The following is a 17,287-nucleotide window of genomic DNA, read 5'->3' as shown; positions in this document are numbered from 1 at the left end:
GCAGATTAGCCAATGTAATATAACAATTATTATAAAGAAAAAGGAAAGATAATGAGCAAGCCTATTCTTACCATGAAGGGGATCAGTAAGGTTTATCGCACGGGGGAAATGGATACCTATGCACTTAAAGACATCAATTTAACCATAAACCAAGGAGATTTTATTTCAATCAGCGGTCCTTCCGGCTGTGGTAAGTCAACCTTGCTCTCCTTATTGGGCTTACTGGATGTGCCTGATAGCGGTCAGTACTTCATCGGTGATCAGGACGTCTCCAATCTTTCATTAACGGAAGCGGCTTATGTTAGATGTGAGAAACTCGGTTTTGTTTTCCAGTCATTCAATTTAATTGACGAACTCTCTTTATTTGAAAATGTTGCTATGCCGTTGCGTTATCGAAGAGAAAAACTGAGTGAGAAAGCGATCCAAGAAAAGGTAATGCATAGCTTAAGCACAGTGGATATGACCCACAGATCTGCACATAAGCCAAATCAACTGTCCGGGGGACAGCAGCAACGGGCAGCGATTGCCCGGGCACTTGTTGGCTCGCCGACGCTTTTATTGATTGATGAAGCTACCGGAAATCTGGATTCTAAAAACAGCGATCAGGTTATGGAGATGTTCATTCGGTTAAATGACGAAGGAACCACCTTGTGTATGGTTACTCATGATACCCACTGTGCTGATATGGCGAAAAGAAGGCTAGATTTACTTGACGGTAAACTTGAAAACTCATCGATAGTAGAGCAGATTTCTGTATGAGCATGATCAGGGAATTTCAACTCGCCCTTAACTCTTTATCCCGAGTGAAAGGCTACAGTGCAGCTATTATCTTAACTTTAGGGATTACTCTTGGCGCTTTAGTCGCTATTTTTATGGTTAATTACCAGCTACTTTCGGCCCCCTTACCTTATGATAATCAGGACAGGTTGTTTATCTCCAAAGGCAGCTCATTTAGGGATAGTGAAATAAAACTCAGCGACACTTCACCATATCCAGCGCTTATAGATGCCTATAGCTTCAAAGATACTGATTTCGAAAAAAAAGCCTTAATTAATTTTAATGTCGATGTTATTCGCAACTTCCCTGCCTCTCCCAGAGTTAACCTGAGCTATATTACGCCGGAATACCTGGATATGCTCCAAACCCCTTTTGCCCTTGGCCGGAATTTCAATGCCCAGGAAGGACTAGGAGCAAAAGCACCAGTTGCCGTCATCAGTTACGAAGCCTGGGATAAGCTATTTAATAAACGCCAAGACACTATTGGCCAAACGTTACGTTTTGGCGAGGTAAACTTTAAAATCATCGGTGTCACCGCGAAAAATTTTGTTGAACCCGAGCTTGTGTCCGTTGGCAGGTTAACCGATGTGTGGTTAGCCTGGGACTTTAACTTAACCGAAGAGGGTTGGCGCCACTCCTGGGGGGGACAATTATCGAACCATCACCTTATCGGACTGTTAAAACCAGGGGTAAATCCAGAACAGGTATCCCACCAGTTAACGAGCCGATTAAATAACCGCTATCGTCAAGAGCTGGCTGGACGCTCATTTTTTAAATCATCGAGTATAGATTTCGTGCTCACTTCTTTTCGGGAAAAAATTATTGGCGACAGTTATCAGCAAACCCTGTTGCTCTTTACCGGTGTTTTTCTGTTATTGATGATCGCTGTCGCCAATACCATGAATTTGATCTTGGCGAGAGCGGCGAACAGACAGAGGATCATGGCCATTCAAGCAGCTTTGGGTGCACAAAAAAGCGATTTGTTCCGATCCATCTTAATTGAAATGTCCCTGTTAATGTCTGCCACCGTTGTATTCTCTCTGATTTTTTCCTATGCTGGCATAGACCTGATTAAACAGCTGAAACTCGATTGGCTGCCAAGAGCAAATGAATTGAGTTTTAACTGGCTCTCCATTGTTTTTTCAACCTTGGTCTCCGGGCTGATCGCATTAGTCACAACCATCCTAGTTAACAGGCAACTTGACTACCGCAAGCTAAGCCAGATGATGCAAAGCGGCGGTAAAGGCACAGCGCTGCAAGTATCGAAAAAGGTACGAAACATATTAATACTGAGTCAGGTTGCCCTTGCTACCACTATGCTTTGCGTCGGCGTACAGGTTTTTCATCAGTCAATAAGCAATATCATCCAGCCGTCAGGTCTTGCCACAGATAACGTTTATCAGGTTAAAGTCGATATCGGTATCACAAGACTTGCCTCCACCAAAGTGCTGGAAGATAATTTAAGAGCCACTCGCAAATTGTTTACCGAGAACCCTAAAATCAGCAGTGCCAGTATTGCCATGGGTTTTCCACTGTCGGCATCAACGGATGAGTATTTTTTCAGTTATTTATCCGAAGATGCCGAATTCCAAAAACAGCAGCAGGGCGTGGTTTCATTAATTGATGAGAACTATCTGGATATACTACAATTTGAGCTGATTAAAGGCAGAAATTTCACCTCCAGTGATTATGATAATGTTAAGAATGTCATAATAATCAATCAGGCTTTCGCAGATAAACTAGCACCCGGGGATAAGGTGATAAGCAAACGCTATTATTGGCTTAATGCGCCAGGAAATTCCCCCTATGAGGTGATTGGTATTGTCAGGGATCTGACCTTGCCCAACACGGAAGAGCTACCTAGGGTATTTATTCCTTATATGGCATTTGATTTCCCTGAGTTCTTGCTAGAAGTCTTGCCCAAGCAAAGCCTGTCAGCCATCGAACTGAACCAAATGATGGCGAAAGTAAACAAAGAGTTTAAAGTATCAAAATTAATTGATATTAAAAATGCCCATGACAGGCTAGTTCATCATGATAAATTTCTTGCCAGTGCTGCCGCAGTATTGACCCTGTTGACAATATTTCTAGCCTCTGTAGGGGTTTACGGAATATTAACCTACAGCATCCAGCTACGCCGCTCTGAGTTAGGAATTCGTATGGCAATTGGTGCCACACCCGCAACCATTTACATAGAAATCATACGTGAGAGTTTTATCACTGTTTTGGCAGGACTTGCTGCGGCAGGAGTAATACTTGCCGGACTCTGGCTATGGCTGGAAAACACCTCATTTGTTGACGAACTAAGTGTCTGGGGTGCTCTATTTCCCGTGCTGTTGATCATAATATTAACGGCTCTGGCCAGCTTATTTTCGGTATGGCAAATAATCAGCAAGCCGGCTATTCACTCTTTACAAAATGCGCAATAGCAGACTGACAACTGTAACCAGAGAACTTCTGGGTGATCCGGTTACAGTATTTACAACATAGAAGTAGGGATAAAACCATGCCTAAGGTTAAAGGTGTCATATCATGTTTACGGTGCCTTTATCATTTTATCCCTTGCCAGGTTTGTATGCGTTAAATAAAGCTATATTTTCATAAAAAAACTCGATAACATTTATCTTTAAAATCACAGCCTTATCTGTTTTTTTATTTGAACAGGCCAGTCCAACAATTTTTTGAAGGAAGAGATACCATTATGTCGAAGATGTTGGTCAAACTTTATTCTATTTTTTTCATGTTCACTTTAACAGCTTGTGCCCCCAGCACAGTTCATCTTCATAGCTATAAAGTGCCTGATGCCAAAAAAAACGAAATAGTAATGGCATTGAAAGCAACTGGATTTAAGGTTTTGATAAGCGAACGCAAGCCACCATTACTGGCTTTGGGCAGCTTCATTATTTATCCAAAAGATAATGGCGACAATGACGATTTAGTTAAAATTCTCAATATCATTAATGAAAAGGGATACTCTACAGGATTAATTGCCAAAAACAGGGTCAGAAATCACGAATACTGGGACAGTAACAACATTGGCCTTTATCTGGTAGAAACCGACGGCCTGATGTCTATGCAGGAGCAGTTGGCTGCTGAGTTTGCAGTTGATATTTCAGAAGTCGAATTTACAAGCACGAACTGTTCCAAGCTCTACAGACTCACTTTTGACAAAGGCGGAAATGCAATGGTTAATAAAATACCGTTGCTCTGGTCAAGAAATGGAGATACTTTGAGCATTTCACAACAAGGTAACAGGCAAAAATTTACCTATTCGAACAAATATGAAAGAAACGGGGTCGCAAGAGAGCTGGTTATGCAATTAGAACCCTATGAAAACAGCGAGCTTGAAAACATTGAATACTTGAATTGCAAATATCAAAGCCGTACCCCGCTGATTGAATAAGGACGACTGGCTCCCAGCTTTCGACTGCAAGATAAGCGTACGGGATCATATTGTTCATTTCTGCTAACGATTAACCAATATCTGGCAGATTACTGAGCAGGTTGCCAAAGCTTCATCTCTCACGGGGCATAGATACTGGTCTGGCGATTGAATTATCTTTAACCGCAACCTCCATCCACTAATGTTTTTCTCAATAAGGAAATGGTATGTCACAAGCTCAAGTCATGAACTTTCTGAATGAAGTTGCCATGAAATTCCCAGATGCAATATCTTTTGCCGCAGGCAGACCCCATGCAAAGTTTTTAAATCACTCTAATTGGGAAAGGCATCAGGCCGTTTTCACTGATTATATTGCCGAACAGAGGGGAATTAGCTTTGCAACAGCAGCCAATCAAATTTGCCATTATGGGCCAAGCGCAGGTATCATTAACCCGATAATACAAAAATATCTGGCAAACGATGAAGATATACAGGTGGATGAAGCCAACATAGTGATCACTAATGGCTGCCAAGAAGCCCTGCTGCTGGCCTGCCTGAATGAACTTAAAGCACCTTCGGATTGCGCCCTAACAATAGATCCGAGTTATGTCGGGTTCTCCGCTATGGTAAATACCCTAGGCAAGCGTGTAGAACCATTAGAATTGCACAAGCTGACCGATATTCAGCAAACCCCTTTTCAATTTAACTGGGACTACTTGAAAGAGAAAGTCGCCCAATTAAAACAACAAAATATTACCGCAAAACTTCTTTATATCAATCCTGATTTCAATAATCCCCTCGCCTACCAATTATCGCTACGAGAACGCCAAGAGCTGCTCAATATCTGCCACGAATTGAATTTGCGCATTATAGAAGACGATCCCTATTCCAGATTCAGATTTACCAACAGTCGGCAGCCATCTTTAAAAAATCTGGATAATTTTGGCCTCGTATACCATATAGGCTCCTTTTCCAAAACCTTCTGCCCCGGTGTACGTATAGGTTACATTGTGCCTCCTAATGAAGTCATAGCCCAGGCATTGGCCACCATAAAAAGCTTAACCTCGGTCAATACCAGCTCGATATCACAAAGTGTGATCGGCGGCTGGCTGATAGAGCAGCAATACTCCCTCAACAATTGGATGAAGCCTATAAACCAACATTATTCCAACCAATGCCATGCCATGCAAACTGCCCTGACGGAAAACTTCCAACATTATGAAGATATTAAGTGGAATAGCCCTAGCGGTGGTTTCTTTTATGTAATTAAAACTCCATTTGATTTTACCAAAGAGCACGTCACAGCTTGTGCCAAACAAAATAAGGTCATCTGCATGCCGGTCAGTTTTTTCTCTCTATCCCCTCAGATTTGGGATCGCTATGTAAGGCTTTCATTTAGTTATTATGATCCGGATAAAATTCATGAGGGAGTAACAAACTTCAGCCGGTATTTAGCCAGACATAGCTAAGCTCTTTTTATTTCTTGCTAAACACAAATATTAAAGAGCTACCAGTAACAACATCAGCACAAATTGGTGAAGCCTGTCGGCAGGGCAATGTAGCTAGGGCTTGGTATGTCCATTTTCGGCCTCTCAGGGTATACCTATAGCTCCAATTTTAGTACAGCTCATTAGTAGAGTTATGCTACCTCAAGATAATCCGTTGGGGTTTAATCTCTCAGTGCGTCGTTAGGCCATTCATAATTATAAATATCTAACCATTCATCTATAATGTCACGAACCTGCTGAAGTGACTCAAACAGAGATAAATCCAAGACTTCTTCTCGATAGCTGCGATTAAATCGCTCTACATATCCATTCTGATATGGACTTCCTAGTTTAATAAACTCAAGTCTCATGTACTTTTGAGCAGCCCAATTTTTCAAAGCGATCGACGCAAATTCAGGAGTATTATCCACCCGAACTTATCTTGGCTTCCACGCCATGTAATGACACGTTCCAACACTCAGATAACGCGCTCAGCCATGAGGCTTTTATCAACCTCAATAGCTGACACTTGACGGTTGTAGTCATCAAGCACGTTCAGTGTTCTAAAACGATATCCGTAGTTGAGCGTATCGCTAATAAAGCCACTCTTTATGCTTGTTCAGAGCCCTTAACTGCCTCTGAAGCGCATGTTGGTATAAACACTGAGACTTAACCATGCCACCTCACGAGCAAAAGCCACGCTGACTCCAAATCAAGCTCGCAAGTACTTGACTCAAGCTCTGTGTCTACTTGTTTACGGCTGGAGATAATTTCCTAAGCATTGGGTGTTTTAGACTAAGGGTCGCAAACATATCTTTGAGTTTACGGTTTTCATCTTCAAGCTCTTTTAAGCATTGAACATCATGGGCTCCATCCCATCATATTTAGAACGCCACTTATAAAATGTGCTCTGACCAACACCATGTTTACGACACATCTCTGGCACTGGAACACTAGTCTCAGCTTCTTTGATCATGCCCACGATATGTGTTTCAGTAAACTTACTTTTTCGCATCGTAAAATTTCCTTCTTCTGTTGATAGAAACTCCCCAGCGGTCTCTTTGTATATCCAGACAATAGGCAATCTCGACTTTTACCTACATAAATTCATTTTAAGGATGCAACGTAATACCTTTCACTACGAAAATTAGCGCCTTCCTCTTCTATTAATGGTTAATACTCCCACTTACTTTAGCTCTAGTGATTAACTCATAAATATTCATCCAAACTAACCGCGCCACCTGATTGAGGAACCTTGTTATCAATTTAATCAAACACGTCCCCATGATGACCAAAAATGCTGGTCATAAAACTTTATGCTGGTTCTGACAGTTTAACCTTATCTAAAAAACAAGGCTCAGACATACCGGTCAGTACTAAACGCTCTCCCGTAAAAGACTCTCGACCATGAGCAACCAGCATATTGTCCACCATCAGCACATCTCCAGCTTGCCATGGAAAAGTGACTTTTTCTGCTTCATAAGCCTGAATTAAGGTTTCAATGACTTCTTGCTCTATCGGCGAACCATCACCATAAAAGGTTTGATTAGGTAATTCTTGATCACTAAAAGAATCACGCAGGAAGTGCTGCATGTTGGGATCTAAAGTAGCCAAATTAAAAAAAGTGCAATGGTTAAACCAACAATTTTCATTGGTTGCAGGGTGCTTAGAAGCTATTGGCCTTAATTGCCTGGTAGTTAGGGCAATATCGTCCTCTCCCCATAAAAAATCAATTTGATTATTGCGACAGTAGTTCTCAACTTGCTCTTTGTCTTCAGTTTGATAGCAATTCTGCCAACTAACATACATGTATTTCATGAAGTTTCGCTGGTATAAATAGCCTTTCTCAATAAATTTATTTCTGATGGCTTCGGGAATACGTTGGAAAACTTTCCGAGTATCCGCTAGTGGAGTACAGCCTCCGGATTCTGCCGCAGTGTGGCAATTAAAATAGATATGTAACGGGAAAGTCAGATTAAATGATTGTTCTGTATGCAGGAAAATTTCATGTTCCTTGGGCTGCGAAGTCGATGTATAAATATTTCCAGAAACAGCGTCCCTTGGTGAAGAACGTTCCATATATTTAATAGCTTTAGAGCTGGTGGCTTCAATAACTTGCTCAAATGCTTCTGCCGAGTCAACATCAAAACCTCGAAACAACACGGCACCATATTGTTCTTTTTTAGCAGTAATATATCTTTTGTTTTTCTCAGCCCATTCAACCAAGTTTATAGATGTATCTTTTGCTGTAATAACAAGTGGCAAGCTTTGCTCCGGTGAAATAAAACTTGTAGTTATGGAACGCTCGGCTTCTTCTGTAATAACGTTGTTCATGTTCACAATACTTATCCTTAGAGGTTGTTGATTTTTGTCTGAAAAATAGATGGTACAGCAACAAGGTATAATGGTTTCGCTAAAAGTCAAACATATCCCATAAATGGATGTTGCTATGCCTAGAACGATGTTAACAGATAAAATGTGAGCGTTTCTTAAAGAAATTCTACGTGAAATAGGTCGTGTTTATAATAAGTAGAGCATAGGTCTACCTTAGAAGACATACTGTATCGAATGAGAGCTGGTGTTCAATCACGTAATTTTCCGAAGAAATCTGGCCTATAAAACGCTGGTTTCAGACGCTTGAACCTCTAGTCGAAAAAGGATATTGGACAATATTTTTAAAAAGCCGTCGTCAATTAGTGATGCCCAATGGCTGCTTATGGACGGAAGTCTTGTCAAAGCCCATTCTGGTCGCAGTAGTGCTAATAGCATGACTGATGAAGCTCTGACAATACGACAATAATTCATCTGCTGGTTGTTAGTAGCGGTCTACATGTTCACTTTGAGCTCTCAGGTGGGCAAGTGCATGATGTTGTTCATTCGAAGAGCCTTATTAAACAGTCACCTAGAGCTTAGCTTTCCAGAGCAGTAAACTGTTAGTATCGCAGTATGGCGGTGCCAGTCACAGTGTATCGTACTTTCATCATCTGCTTTTCTTACAGGCTTGCGACCTTTCTTGCAGCTTCAACACGGTATAGTTTTTGAAGATGGTTAAGCGCCTAATCTACTTTTTTGCTGTTTGACCTTTAGCCTACCTGTCTGTGGCTTCTTTAAATTTACGTCTTCCGTGTGCTCAACAACCAAAAGACAACTATTGCTTGCTCTATACGCAACTTAGTACGCTAATTATAAAATTTCTTGGTACTAACTTCGTCCTGCAGGCAAAAATCAGCGACGGATAACTCGCTTTCTACTTGTTGCTCTATAAGCAGCCAGACATTATAAGCTCCAAGTTTTACTTTATGAGTCTGGCGCTTCAGGGGCTAGATGAGGTTTGGGTGACGCTTACAATCAGCCTAATATCGTTCAAACGGAAGATGATCTAATGGCTAAGCGAGTGCAACAGAAACACAATCAGCTCAAAGCGATCAGTAATAGTCCTGATCACCCGAGCTGGGAGATCACCGCTGATAATGCCGACAGTCACTGCATTGCAGGGCGTGTTGTTTGGTGTGATCGCAGTATCTAAACTGCAATGTCACTATCAGTGTGATGCTGGAGCATCACACTGATTTAGCCAGCTTTTCCTGCACATTGGCTGTATTCACAAATTGACTCAACACCAATGAGCACACCGCAAGTGCAGCACCAAAGTAAAATACTAAGGATTGATCGTATAACCATACTAAGCCAAAGCTTGCTGGGATCACTACTGCTGCAATATGGTTAATGGTAAAGCTAACCCCTGCCGTTGCTGCGATGTCTTCTGGCCGAGCAATTTTTTGAAAATAAGTTTTGAGTGCAATGGCCATCGCAAAAAACAGATGGTCGATGACATAAAGCGCTGCTGCAAAGCTTGCTGAATCTACTAATGCATAACCAATAAATACAAAAATGAGTCCCACATATTCGATTGTCAGTGTTTTACGCTCACCAATATGCCCAATCATTTGACCAATCTTGGGGGCGATAAATATGTTTATCAAATGATTCAACATATAAAGCGCGGTGATCTGTGCAACATCAAAACCAAACTTTTCCACCATTAAGAAACCCGCAAACACCATAAATATTTGTCTTCTCGCGCCCGAGAAGAAAATCAAGGCGTAATATAGGCTGTACTCTTTTCTCAAAATGAGCTTTTTATGCTGCGTAGTATGCATTTCAAAGGTTGGAAAGCCGATAAACATAAATAGCGCAATGATAAAGCCAACCCCTCCAATAAGCAGATACATCCACTGATAGTCTGCGGAGAAGTAGCTAAAACCCAGCCATATAACTGCATAGGCGATCAGAGAGGCAATGGATTTAATAGAGAGCAAGATACCAAGTTTGGCCGGTGCCTCATCTTTATTGAACCATTGTAAACTGAGTGATTGATTCAATGTCTCGAAATAGTGAAAACCTATCGACATTAACACTGTAGTTGCATACAAACCATAAATAGTAGGCAACAAGCCGGTAATGGCGACGCCAAGCGACAGCAAACATAAACTGATCAGTGCGAAGGTCTGCTCCTTTAACACCAATAAAACAAATACCGCTGTAAACGCTAAAAACCCGGGGATCTCACGCAAGGATTGCAACATTCCCATATTAGCGCCATTGAAGTTTGCGGCTTCAATCGCAAAGTTATTGAGCATGGCCATCCAGCCTGCAAACGTAACGGCCATAATTACGGTAGCAAGCACTAAGAAATTAAAAGGACTTTGCCATCCTTGAGAAGCATTCTTCATGATTATCTCCACATAAAGCACAACTATTAAAAAGTTATGGCTATAATATGGCTACACGTTAATTTCTGATATACATAATTATGCCAAGTTCTTTATCAAAACAGACAACTTCTCCTTGGCGTATTCAGCCCAAATATAAGCGCTTCTTAAAGCCAACCCTTGGTCGACCAATTCTGCCAAGAGCGGTAAAAAAAGCGGAGTGGGAGCATGTTCAACGGCACCAACATGAGTGGGGGCAGCTTGCATATACAAGCAATGGAGTCATCACAATTGTAACTCCTGAAGGCACTTTCGTGATCCCTCCCGACCAAGCTTTGTGGCTACCTCCGGGCCTTCCGCATGAGACGTATTGTCGCTACGGTGGAGATTTTCGTAGCGTCTATATCGACAATAAATACACCGAGTTGCTAGGGAATAAAGCAAAGCTAATTGCGGTAGATGAACTACTGAAGCAATTTATACTGGAGATCTGTACTTGGCAGGAAGAGTACCACTTAGATGAAAAAACAGAGCGATTTATTACGGTCTTTATTGATAGATTAACATCAGCTACAACGTGCCACTTTTTTATTCCAAGTGCACAGGATGCTCGGATCTTACCCATTGTGACCGAGCTACATATAAATCCAGGATGCAAAATAAGCTTGGAGGCCTGGAGTGATCAAGTCGGCGCATCAACCCGGACACTCAACCGCTTATTCCACAAATGTTTTATGATGGGCTTCAGTGATTGGCGCCAAAAACTAAGAGCTATCAAAGCGATTGAACTTTTGAAAGATGGATACTCTCAGCAACAAGCAGCTGAATATTTGGGTTTTGAATCTACCGCCGCATTTAGCAATGCGTTTAAAAAAGTCTTTGGCAAACCGCCGGGGCAATACCTCAAGAAATAACATCTTTCAAGATTACTGCGATTGCCAGTACCCCAACTAACCATACATTGCTTAATGTAAAAAAGGGCATATCAATGTATGCCCTTTTTATGTTCACATTCTTTATCTAAGCCTTAATGACGCCTAAATTAGAATTGATAAGTGATTGCACCGTAGTACATACGACCAATGTTATCGTAACTCGCAGTCCCAACACCGGTTCCTGTGGTGTAACCAGGCAAGTCTCTGTCAAATACGTTGTCTACCCCTAATTCAAGCGTAATACCATTCTCGAAACTGTAACCACCACGAATATCCGTGATGAAATAGGTACCATAGCCCATCAAACTATTTGGATCGGGGTTTTTCTCAAGCTCTTGCTCGGTATATCGACTTACTTCATCTAAGTAGCGAGTCTTTGAACCGAACTGCCAATTACCTACTTTATAACCAAGAGAAAGCATTGCCTGCCACTCAGCTTCACCCTCAGTGCCAGCATTTTGAATAAAGTCAGTCGGGTCAACTTGGAATGGATACTCTTTTCTACTAATTAGGTAAGTACCGATCAAGCTAGTTGTCATACGCCCTTCAAGTAGGTCAAAGTCGTAACCAAATTCGAAATCAACACCTTCAGCACTTTGCTTTGCTACGTTTTGTGTGATTGAGCGAATATTTCTCAGCTCACCATCAGCATCGCGCGTGATCAAAGCACAGAATTGGTTATCTATACCTGTAAGTGAATCAACACACTTGTCTAGAATATCTTGTCCAGCTACCGCATCGATTGCGTCGTCAATTTCTATTTTCCAGTAATCTAGTGTTACGGTGAAACCTTCTATCGCCTCTGGAGTGTACACTACACCATAAGTAACACTATCTGACTCTTCTTCTTTTAATTCAGGGTTACCACCAGATAATCCAGGAATAGAAGAAACTGTCGCTATAGCATCAAAATCTACAGGGATCCCTAGCGCATCACAGTTTGCTCTACGGTTTGCATCCTGGACTTGTCCCTTTTGACAAGGATCGGTAATGCTACTGAAGAAAGTTTCGCTCTGAGGGCCGTATAATTCTGTGATGTTTGGTGCACGCATAGCCTGAGACTTTGTAGCACGAATACGCAACTCATCTGTCACAGTCCAGTTGATACCGGCTTTCCAACTTAAAGTGTCACCAATCGTTGAATAATCAGCAAAACGTGCGGCCAAATCAAATGATAAGTCCTGAGCTAGCAATACATCAGATAGTAATGGAATCGAAATCTCTGTAAATGCTTCTCTTACCGTGAAGTCACCATGCTCCTCTTGGATTGCATTCAAGAATGTTGCACCTGTTGCCGCGAAAGCGTCAGGTAGCGAATCACTTTCTTCTTTACGATATTCAACACCAAAGGATACCCCAACATAGCCAGCAGGTAGTTCATAGATAGCGCTATTACTGATGTTAGCGTTGAATACGGTTTGCTTGATGGTAGATTCACTAATACTTGTGGTATTAAACCAAGCGGCAGCTTCGTCGCTCACGGCACCATAACCAAAGAGGCTCGTTGGCACACAACCTGCAGCACGAGCTTCCATATCACGACAGACGATATCACCGTTTGCTAGCTTAATTGCATCTGCAGACTGTTTAACACGTGCTTTAATCGTATTGCCGGCATTAGTCTGAGACGTTTCTGTTTTACCATATACAGCCGAAACATCGAAATCCCAGTCGTCAGCAACCACACCTGTTGCACCAACTACAAATCTAGTTGTTTCTCGCTCATTAAACTCATATCGACGCCCAGCATCTTCCATAAAACGGTGCATAGCAAATTGTTCCACACCTTTACTATCCATCAACTGAGCAAGTGATTCATGGATATAAGCATTATCACGTTTGATAATAAATGCACCCGTTCCACGACTATTGCCATATTCAAAAAATGATGGTTGGCCAATGGAGTCCGCTTCTGATTTAACATATTTCGCTGAAGCATATGCGTTAATATCAGTCGTAATATCGTAGTTGGCTTTGATATTTACATTGGTATTTTCAAAAGTGGGTTGCAGTTCTGTGTAACGAGTTAAATCAAGAATGTCACAGTCACCAGAGCACTTCCCGTAATCGCTGTAAGTTGTACCAAGTTTTTGAGGTCTGACACTGCCATCTGGGTTAAAGATATACCAAACATCTTGGTCATTTTCTACTAAATAGAAGTTACCTTCTTTAGCATCGTCAAACCAACCGCCATTAGGAATAGTTAGTTTATCTGGTACACCATCGTGAACATAGTTACCGTTTTCGTCTCTATAATCTTTATCTGCTGGGTTTGACACACTAGTGATAGGCGCACGAGTTTGAGCCCTATCTTTTGCTGTCATACCATCTTGTTTCACATGAGAAACAGAGATACCAACATTACCTTTACCACCATCAAAGTCTACACCGTAAGACAGGCTGAACTTTTCGTTTTCATAAGGGCCTTCTTCAGCACTACCTTTAGATACACTCAGGTCAAACCCTTGAATGTCTTTTTTCAAGATAAAGTTAACAACACCTGTTACAGCATCTGCGCCATATACAGCAGACGCGCCACCAGTAATGATTTCTACACGCTCAATCCAGTTTGATGGAATATTGTTTACATCGACTGCAGAAGAACCAGGACTGCTTCCTACGTGACGCTTGCCATCAACAAGCACCAAGGTTCTAGCAGTACCCATACCACGCAAATCTAGCATGCTCAATCCAGCAGTACCGATATTTCTTCCGCCATTCGCGAGAGAGTAAGTGTTTGCAAGTGCAGGCAAATCATTTAACGCTTCACCAATATTCGTTACACCACTTGAGAGCAGTGACTCTCCACTGATCACCGTAACTGGTGCGGGAGCAATAGCACCTTCTCTTAAAATACGAGAACCTGTTACCTGAATTTTTTCAACTTCTTCCACATTGGAGTTTTGTTCCGCAAGCACACTTGTCGAGATAGATGCAAGCGCACAGCTTACAGCAAAAAATACAGGCGTTCTTTTGATTACTGGATTACTTTTGTTCATCTCTTACTTTATACCTTCATTTATAAGTATTATTCTTTACGACCCAATAGATAAACTATTTTTTTACAATAGAAAAATCAAGATAATTTTCTCTATTATACAAAAAATAACTATGCAGTTAAATTGAATTTAAAACCAGGAATTGGAAATTTAAAAGAAAATAAAACCCTTAAAATCACAAAAATGTTAAAACCATATATTTTTAATTAATTTAACTTTACATTTCAACAACTAAAAAAGAATGACCAATTGAACAAACAAGTAATGAAAAATAAATCAAAAATGTTACAAGTTATTTAAAATTACATTCAATAAATAAATTTCACTTACTATTGAAAAGCAAATAGATACCTGCATCATTTAAAAAAACTCGCTCACCAACGCCTATAACCTTTACATAGTGATGAGCCTAGAAGCAAGAACACTAAATTAAAAACTATCCCATTTTATTCAAAAAAATATTCAACACTCGCAGTTCTCAGCCACACAAACTAAGCCGCTAAAAATCAATCTGACTGAACCTAATACAACATGCTTTCAAATGCTTAGCGGATAAACCACCTCCGATCATGCTGCACTGTGCTGATCTGGTGGTGGGAGTGAGTGTGGGAGTAGGAGCGAGTTTACCTCGCGAGATTTTTAAATCACACATAGCAAAAAACCGCCGCGTTGCTGCAATTGGTTTTGATGTACATGGGTGCTCCATACTATTCTGAGCCGAAGCTTTTATTGCAACCTATCGACGGGTGAACCACCTCCTACCATGTTGCACTATGCTGATACTGTGGTAGGAGCGAGTTCACCTCGCGATGTGTTGATTGGCTTGCGAGGTTTTATATCTCAAATCTCTACACCCCAAACAGCAAAAAACCCGTCGTATTGTTGAAACGGGTTTTGATGTACATGGGTGTTCCACATTATTCTTGAGCCGAAACTTTCATTGCAAGCCATCGGCGGGTAAAGCACCTCCTACCATGTTGCACAATGCTGATACTGTGGTAGGAGCGAGTTCACCTCGCGATGTGTTGATTGGCTTGCGAGGTTTTATATCTCAAATCTCTACACCCCAAACAGCAAAAAACCCGTCGTATTGTTGAAACGGGTTTTGATGTACATGGGTGTTCCACATTATTCTTGAGCCGAAACTTTCATTGCAAGCCATCGGCGGGTAAACCAGCTCCTACCATGTTGCACTGTGCTGATACTGTGGTGGGAGTAGGAGCGAGTTTACCTCGCGAGGTTTTTAAATCTCAAATCTCTATACCACAAACAGCAAAAAACCCGTCGCATTGCTGCAACGGGTTTCTCTTATTTGGCCCTGGCGATGTTCTACTTTCACATGGGTAATCCACACTATCATCGACGCTGTTTTGTTTCACTTCTGAGTTCGGCATGGGGTCAGGTGGGTCCAAAACGCTATAGTCACCAGGAAATTCTGTTCATCAATGAAGTCTCCCTCATCAATGTAAATCTGGAAAAAGCTATTAAATTCTTTTGTCTACTTTAGTCTATTAACTTCTGTCGCTTATAAACCACTTTGGCGTTGTATGGTTAAGCCTCACGGGTAATTAGTACGAGTTAGCTTAATGCCTCACAGCACTTCCACATCTCGCCTATCAACGTTGTAGTCTTCAACGGCCCTTCAGTTGACTCTAAGTCAAAGTGAGAACTCATCTCGAGGCCTGCTTCCCGCTTAGATGCTTTCAGCGGTTATCAGTTCCGAACGTAGCTACCGGGCAATGCAATTGGCATCACAACCCGAACACCAGCGGTTCGTCCACTCCGGTCCTCTCGTACTAGGAGCAGCCCCTCTCAATTCTCAAACGCCCACGGCAGATAGGGACCGAACTGTCTCACGACGTTCTAAACCCAGCTCGCGTACCACTTTAAATGGCGAACAGCCATACCCTTGGGACCGACTTCAGCCCCAGGATGTGATGAGCCGACATCGAGGTGCCAAACACCGCCGTCGATATGAACTCTTGGGCGGTATCAGCCTGTTATCCCCGGAGTACCTTTTATCCGTTGAGCGATGGCCCTTCCATTCAGAACCACCGGATCACTATGACCTACTTTCGTACCTGCTCGACGTGTCTGTCTCGCAGTTAAGCTTGCTTCTACCATTACACTAACCGTACGATGTCCGACCGTACTTAGCAAACCTTCGTGCTCCTCCGTTACTCTTTGGGAGGAGACCGCCCCAGTCAAACTACCCACCAGGCACTGTCCTCAACCCCGATTCAGGGGCCTAAGTTAGAACATCAACACTACAAGGGTGGTATTTCAAGGTCGGCTCCACAGAAACTAGCGTCTCTGCTTCAAAGCCTCCCACCTATCCTACACATGTAGGGTCAATGTTCAGTGCCAAGCTGTAGTAAAGGTTCACGGGGTCTTTCCGTCTAGCCGCGGGTACACAGCATCTTCACTGCGATTTCAATTTCACTGAGTCTCGGGTGGAGACAGCGTGGCCATGGTTACACCATTCGTGCAGGTCGGAACTTACCCGACAAGGAATTTCGCTACCTTAGGACCGTTATAGTTACGGCCGCCGTTTACCGGGGCTTCGATCAAGAGCTTCGCCTAAGCTAACCCCATCAATTAACCTTCCGGCACCGGGCAGGTGTCACACCGTATACGTCATCTTACGATTTTGCACAGTGCTGTGTTTTTAATAAACAGTCCCAGCCACCTGGTCACTGCGGCTCTCGTTTGCTTACAGAGCAAGTCTTTCACAAACAAGAGCGTACCTTCTCCCGAAGTTACGGTACAATTTTGCCTAGTTCCTTCACCCGAGTTCTCTCAAGCGCCTTAGTATTCTCTACCTGACCACCTGTGTCGGTTTAGGGTACGATTCAGTATGAACTGAAGCTTAGAGGCTTTTCCTGGAAGTAGGGCATCAACAACTTCACCACCTTAGTGGCTCGTCTCGACTCTCAGCCTTAGCAACCCGGATTTTCCTAAGTCACCAGCCTACAGCCTTTCACATGGACAACCA

At 42.2% G+C, this 17,287-nt stretch carries 11 protein-coding genes and 2 rRNA genes (1 of these 13 cut by a window edge); 6 read left to right on the top strand and 7 right to left on the bottom strand.

Translation table 11 applies throughout. The features are described from left to right. The first annotated feature begins 51 nt into the window (after window positions 1–51). The 4 genes from CTT31_RS00595 (at window position 52) to CTT31_RS00580 (ending at window position 5,628) form a co-directional block, all read left to right on the top strand. A complete protein-coding gene (locus CTT31_RS00595; protein ID WP_039491551.1) occupies window positions 52–759 on the top strand; it encodes an ABC transporter ATP-binding protein in 708 nt (235 codons plus the stop codon). Next, window positions 756–3,206, top strand: a complete 2,451-nt coding sequence (locus tag CTT31_RS00590) for an ABC transporter permease (RefSeq protein ID WP_260491764.1) — start codon at window positions 756–758, stop codon at window positions 3,204–3,206. The genes CTT31_RS00595 and CTT31_RS00590 overlap by 4 nt, the downstream gene beginning before the upstream one ends. Before the next feature lie 272 nt (window positions 3,207–3,478). Continuing rightward, window positions 3,479–4,180: a hypothetical protein gene (locus CTT31_RS00585; RefSeq protein ID WP_211858986.1), complete on the top strand. Its 702-nt coding sequence runs from the start codon at window positions 3,479–3,481 to the stop codon at window positions 4,178–4,180. Between the two features lie 206 nt (window positions 4,181–4,386). Continuing rightward, window positions 4,387–5,628, top strand: a complete 1,242-nt coding sequence (locus CTT31_RS00580) for an aminotransferase-like domain-containing protein (protein ID WP_193522629.1) — start codon at window positions 4,387–4,389, stop codon at window positions 5,626–5,628. A 200-nt stretch (window positions 5,629–5,828) separates the two neighbouring features. On the opposite strand, the gene CTT31_RS00575 is transcribed toward CTT31_RS00580, so the two are convergent. The 3 genes from CTT31_RS00575 to CTT31_RS00565 all read right to left on the bottom strand — a co-directional run bounded on the left by CTT31_RS00575 (window position 5,829) and on the right by CTT31_RS00565 (window position 7,980). Beyond that, window positions 5,829–6,077, bottom strand: coding sequence for an integrase core domain-containing protein (locus CTT31_RS00575; RefSeq protein ID WP_211858985.1), 249 nt, complete (start codon window positions 6,075–6,077; stop codon window positions 5,829–5,831). Between the two features lie 416 nt (window positions 6,078–6,493). Next, window positions 6,494–6,661, bottom strand: coding sequence for a transposase (locus tag CTT31_RS00570; RefSeq protein WP_211858984.1), 168 nt, complete (start codon window positions 6,659–6,661; stop codon window positions 6,494–6,496). A gap of 299 nt (window positions 6,662–6,960) precedes the next feature. Then, window positions 6,961–7,980, bottom strand: a complete 1,020-nt coding sequence (locus CTT31_RS00565) for a TauD/TfdA family dioxygenase (RefSeq protein WP_039491545.1) — start codon at window positions 7,978–7,980, stop codon at window positions 6,961–6,963. 1,048 nt (window positions 7,981–9,028) lie between these two features. On the opposite strand from CTT31_RS00565, the gene CTT31_RS00560 reads away from it, so the two are divergent. Next, entirely contained in the window at window positions 9,029–9,172 is a 144-nt protein-coding gene (locus tag CTT31_RS00560; protein ID WP_260491763.1) for a hypothetical protein, read from the top strand. Between the two features lie 34 nt (window positions 9,173–9,206). Here the strand turns inward: CTT31_RS00560 and CTT31_RS00555 are convergent, their stop codons facing one another. Further along, window positions 9,207–10,379: an MFS transporter gene (locus CTT31_RS00555; protein WP_260491762.1), complete on the bottom strand. Its 1,173-nt coding sequence runs from the start codon at window positions 10,377–10,379 to the stop codon at window positions 9,207–9,209. Window positions 10,380–10,459: 80 nt separating this feature from the next. Between CTT31_RS00555 and CTT31_RS00550 the strand changes: the two genes are divergently transcribed. Beyond that, on the top strand, window positions 10,460–11,272 hold the full coding sequence (locus CTT31_RS00550; RefSeq protein WP_211858982.1) for an AraC family transcriptional regulator: 813 nt from the start codon (window positions 10,460–10,462) through the stop codon (window positions 11,270–11,272). 128 nt (window positions 11,273–11,400) lie between these two features. Here the strand turns inward: CTT31_RS00550 and CTT31_RS00545 are convergent, their stop codons facing one another. The 3 genes from CTT31_RS00545 to CTT31_RS00535 all read right to left on the bottom strand — a co-directional run. After that, on the bottom strand, window positions 11,401–14,292 hold the full coding sequence (locus tag CTT31_RS00545; RefSeq protein WP_260491761.1) for a TonB-dependent receptor: 2,892 nt from the start codon (window positions 14,290–14,292) through the stop codon (window positions 11,401–11,403). 1,316 nt (window positions 14,293–15,608) lie between these two features. Next, a 5S ribosomal RNA gene (gene rrf / locus CTT31_RS00540) occupies window positions 15,609–15,722 on the bottom strand. Window positions 15,723–15,839: 117 nt separating this feature from the next. Further along, a 23S ribosomal RNA gene (locus CTT31_RS00535) occupies window positions 15,840–17,287 on the bottom strand; it runs 1,436 nt beyond the window's last position.

The organism is Pseudoalteromonas maricaloris, assembly GCF_024746855.1.
GTDB lineage: Bacteria > Pseudomonadota > Gammaproteobacteria > Enterobacterales > Alteromonadaceae > Pseudoalteromonas > Pseudoalteromonas maricaloris.
The sequence above is the reverse complement of the archived record's forward strand: the minus strand, read 5'-3'. Positions and strand labels throughout refer to the sequence as shown.

What these genes read in the sequence shown, in the direction of transcription:
- CTT31_RS00595 (WP_039491551.1), top strand. Translation starts at nt 52, where the DNA reads ATGAGCAAGCCTATTCTTACCATGAAGGGGATCAGTAAGGTTTATCGC.
- CTT31_RS00590 (WP_260491764.1), top strand. Translation starts at nt 756, where the DNA reads ATGAGCATGATCAGGGAATTTCAACTCGCCCTTAACTCTTTATCCCGA.
- CTT31_RS00585 (WP_211858986.1), top strand. Translation starts at nt 3,479, where the DNA reads ATGTCGAAGATGTTGGTCAAACTTTATTCTATTTTTTTCATGTTCACT.
- CTT31_RS00580 (WP_193522629.1), top strand. Translation starts at nt 4,387, where the DNA reads ATGTCACAAGCTCAAGTCATGAACTTTCTGAATGAAGTTGCCATGAAA.
- CTT31_RS00570 (WP_211858984.1), bottom strand. Translation starts at nt 6,661, where the DNA reads ATGCGAAAAAGTAAGTTTACTGAAACACATATCGTGGGCATGATCAAA.
- CTT31_RS00565 (WP_039491545.1), bottom strand. Translation starts at nt 7,980, where the DNA reads ATGAACAACGTTATTACAGAAGAAGCCGAGCGTTCCATAACTACAAGT.
- CTT31_RS00560 (WP_260491763.1), top strand. Translation starts at nt 9,029, where the DNA reads ATGGCTAAGCGAGTGCAACAGAAACACAATCAGCTCAAAGCGATCAGT.
- CTT31_RS00555 (WP_260491762.1), bottom strand. Translation starts at nt 10,379, where the DNA reads ATGAAGAATGCTTCTCAAGGATGGCAAAGTCCTTTTAATTTCTTAGTG.
- CTT31_RS00550 (WP_211858982.1), top strand. Translation starts at nt 10,460, where the DNA reads ATGCCAAGTTCTTTATCAAAACAGACAACTTCTCCTTGGCGTATTCAG.
- CTT31_RS00545 (WP_260491761.1), bottom strand. Translation starts at nt 14,292, where the DNA reads ATGAACAAAAGTAATCCAGTAATCAAAAGAACGCCTGTATTTTTTGCT.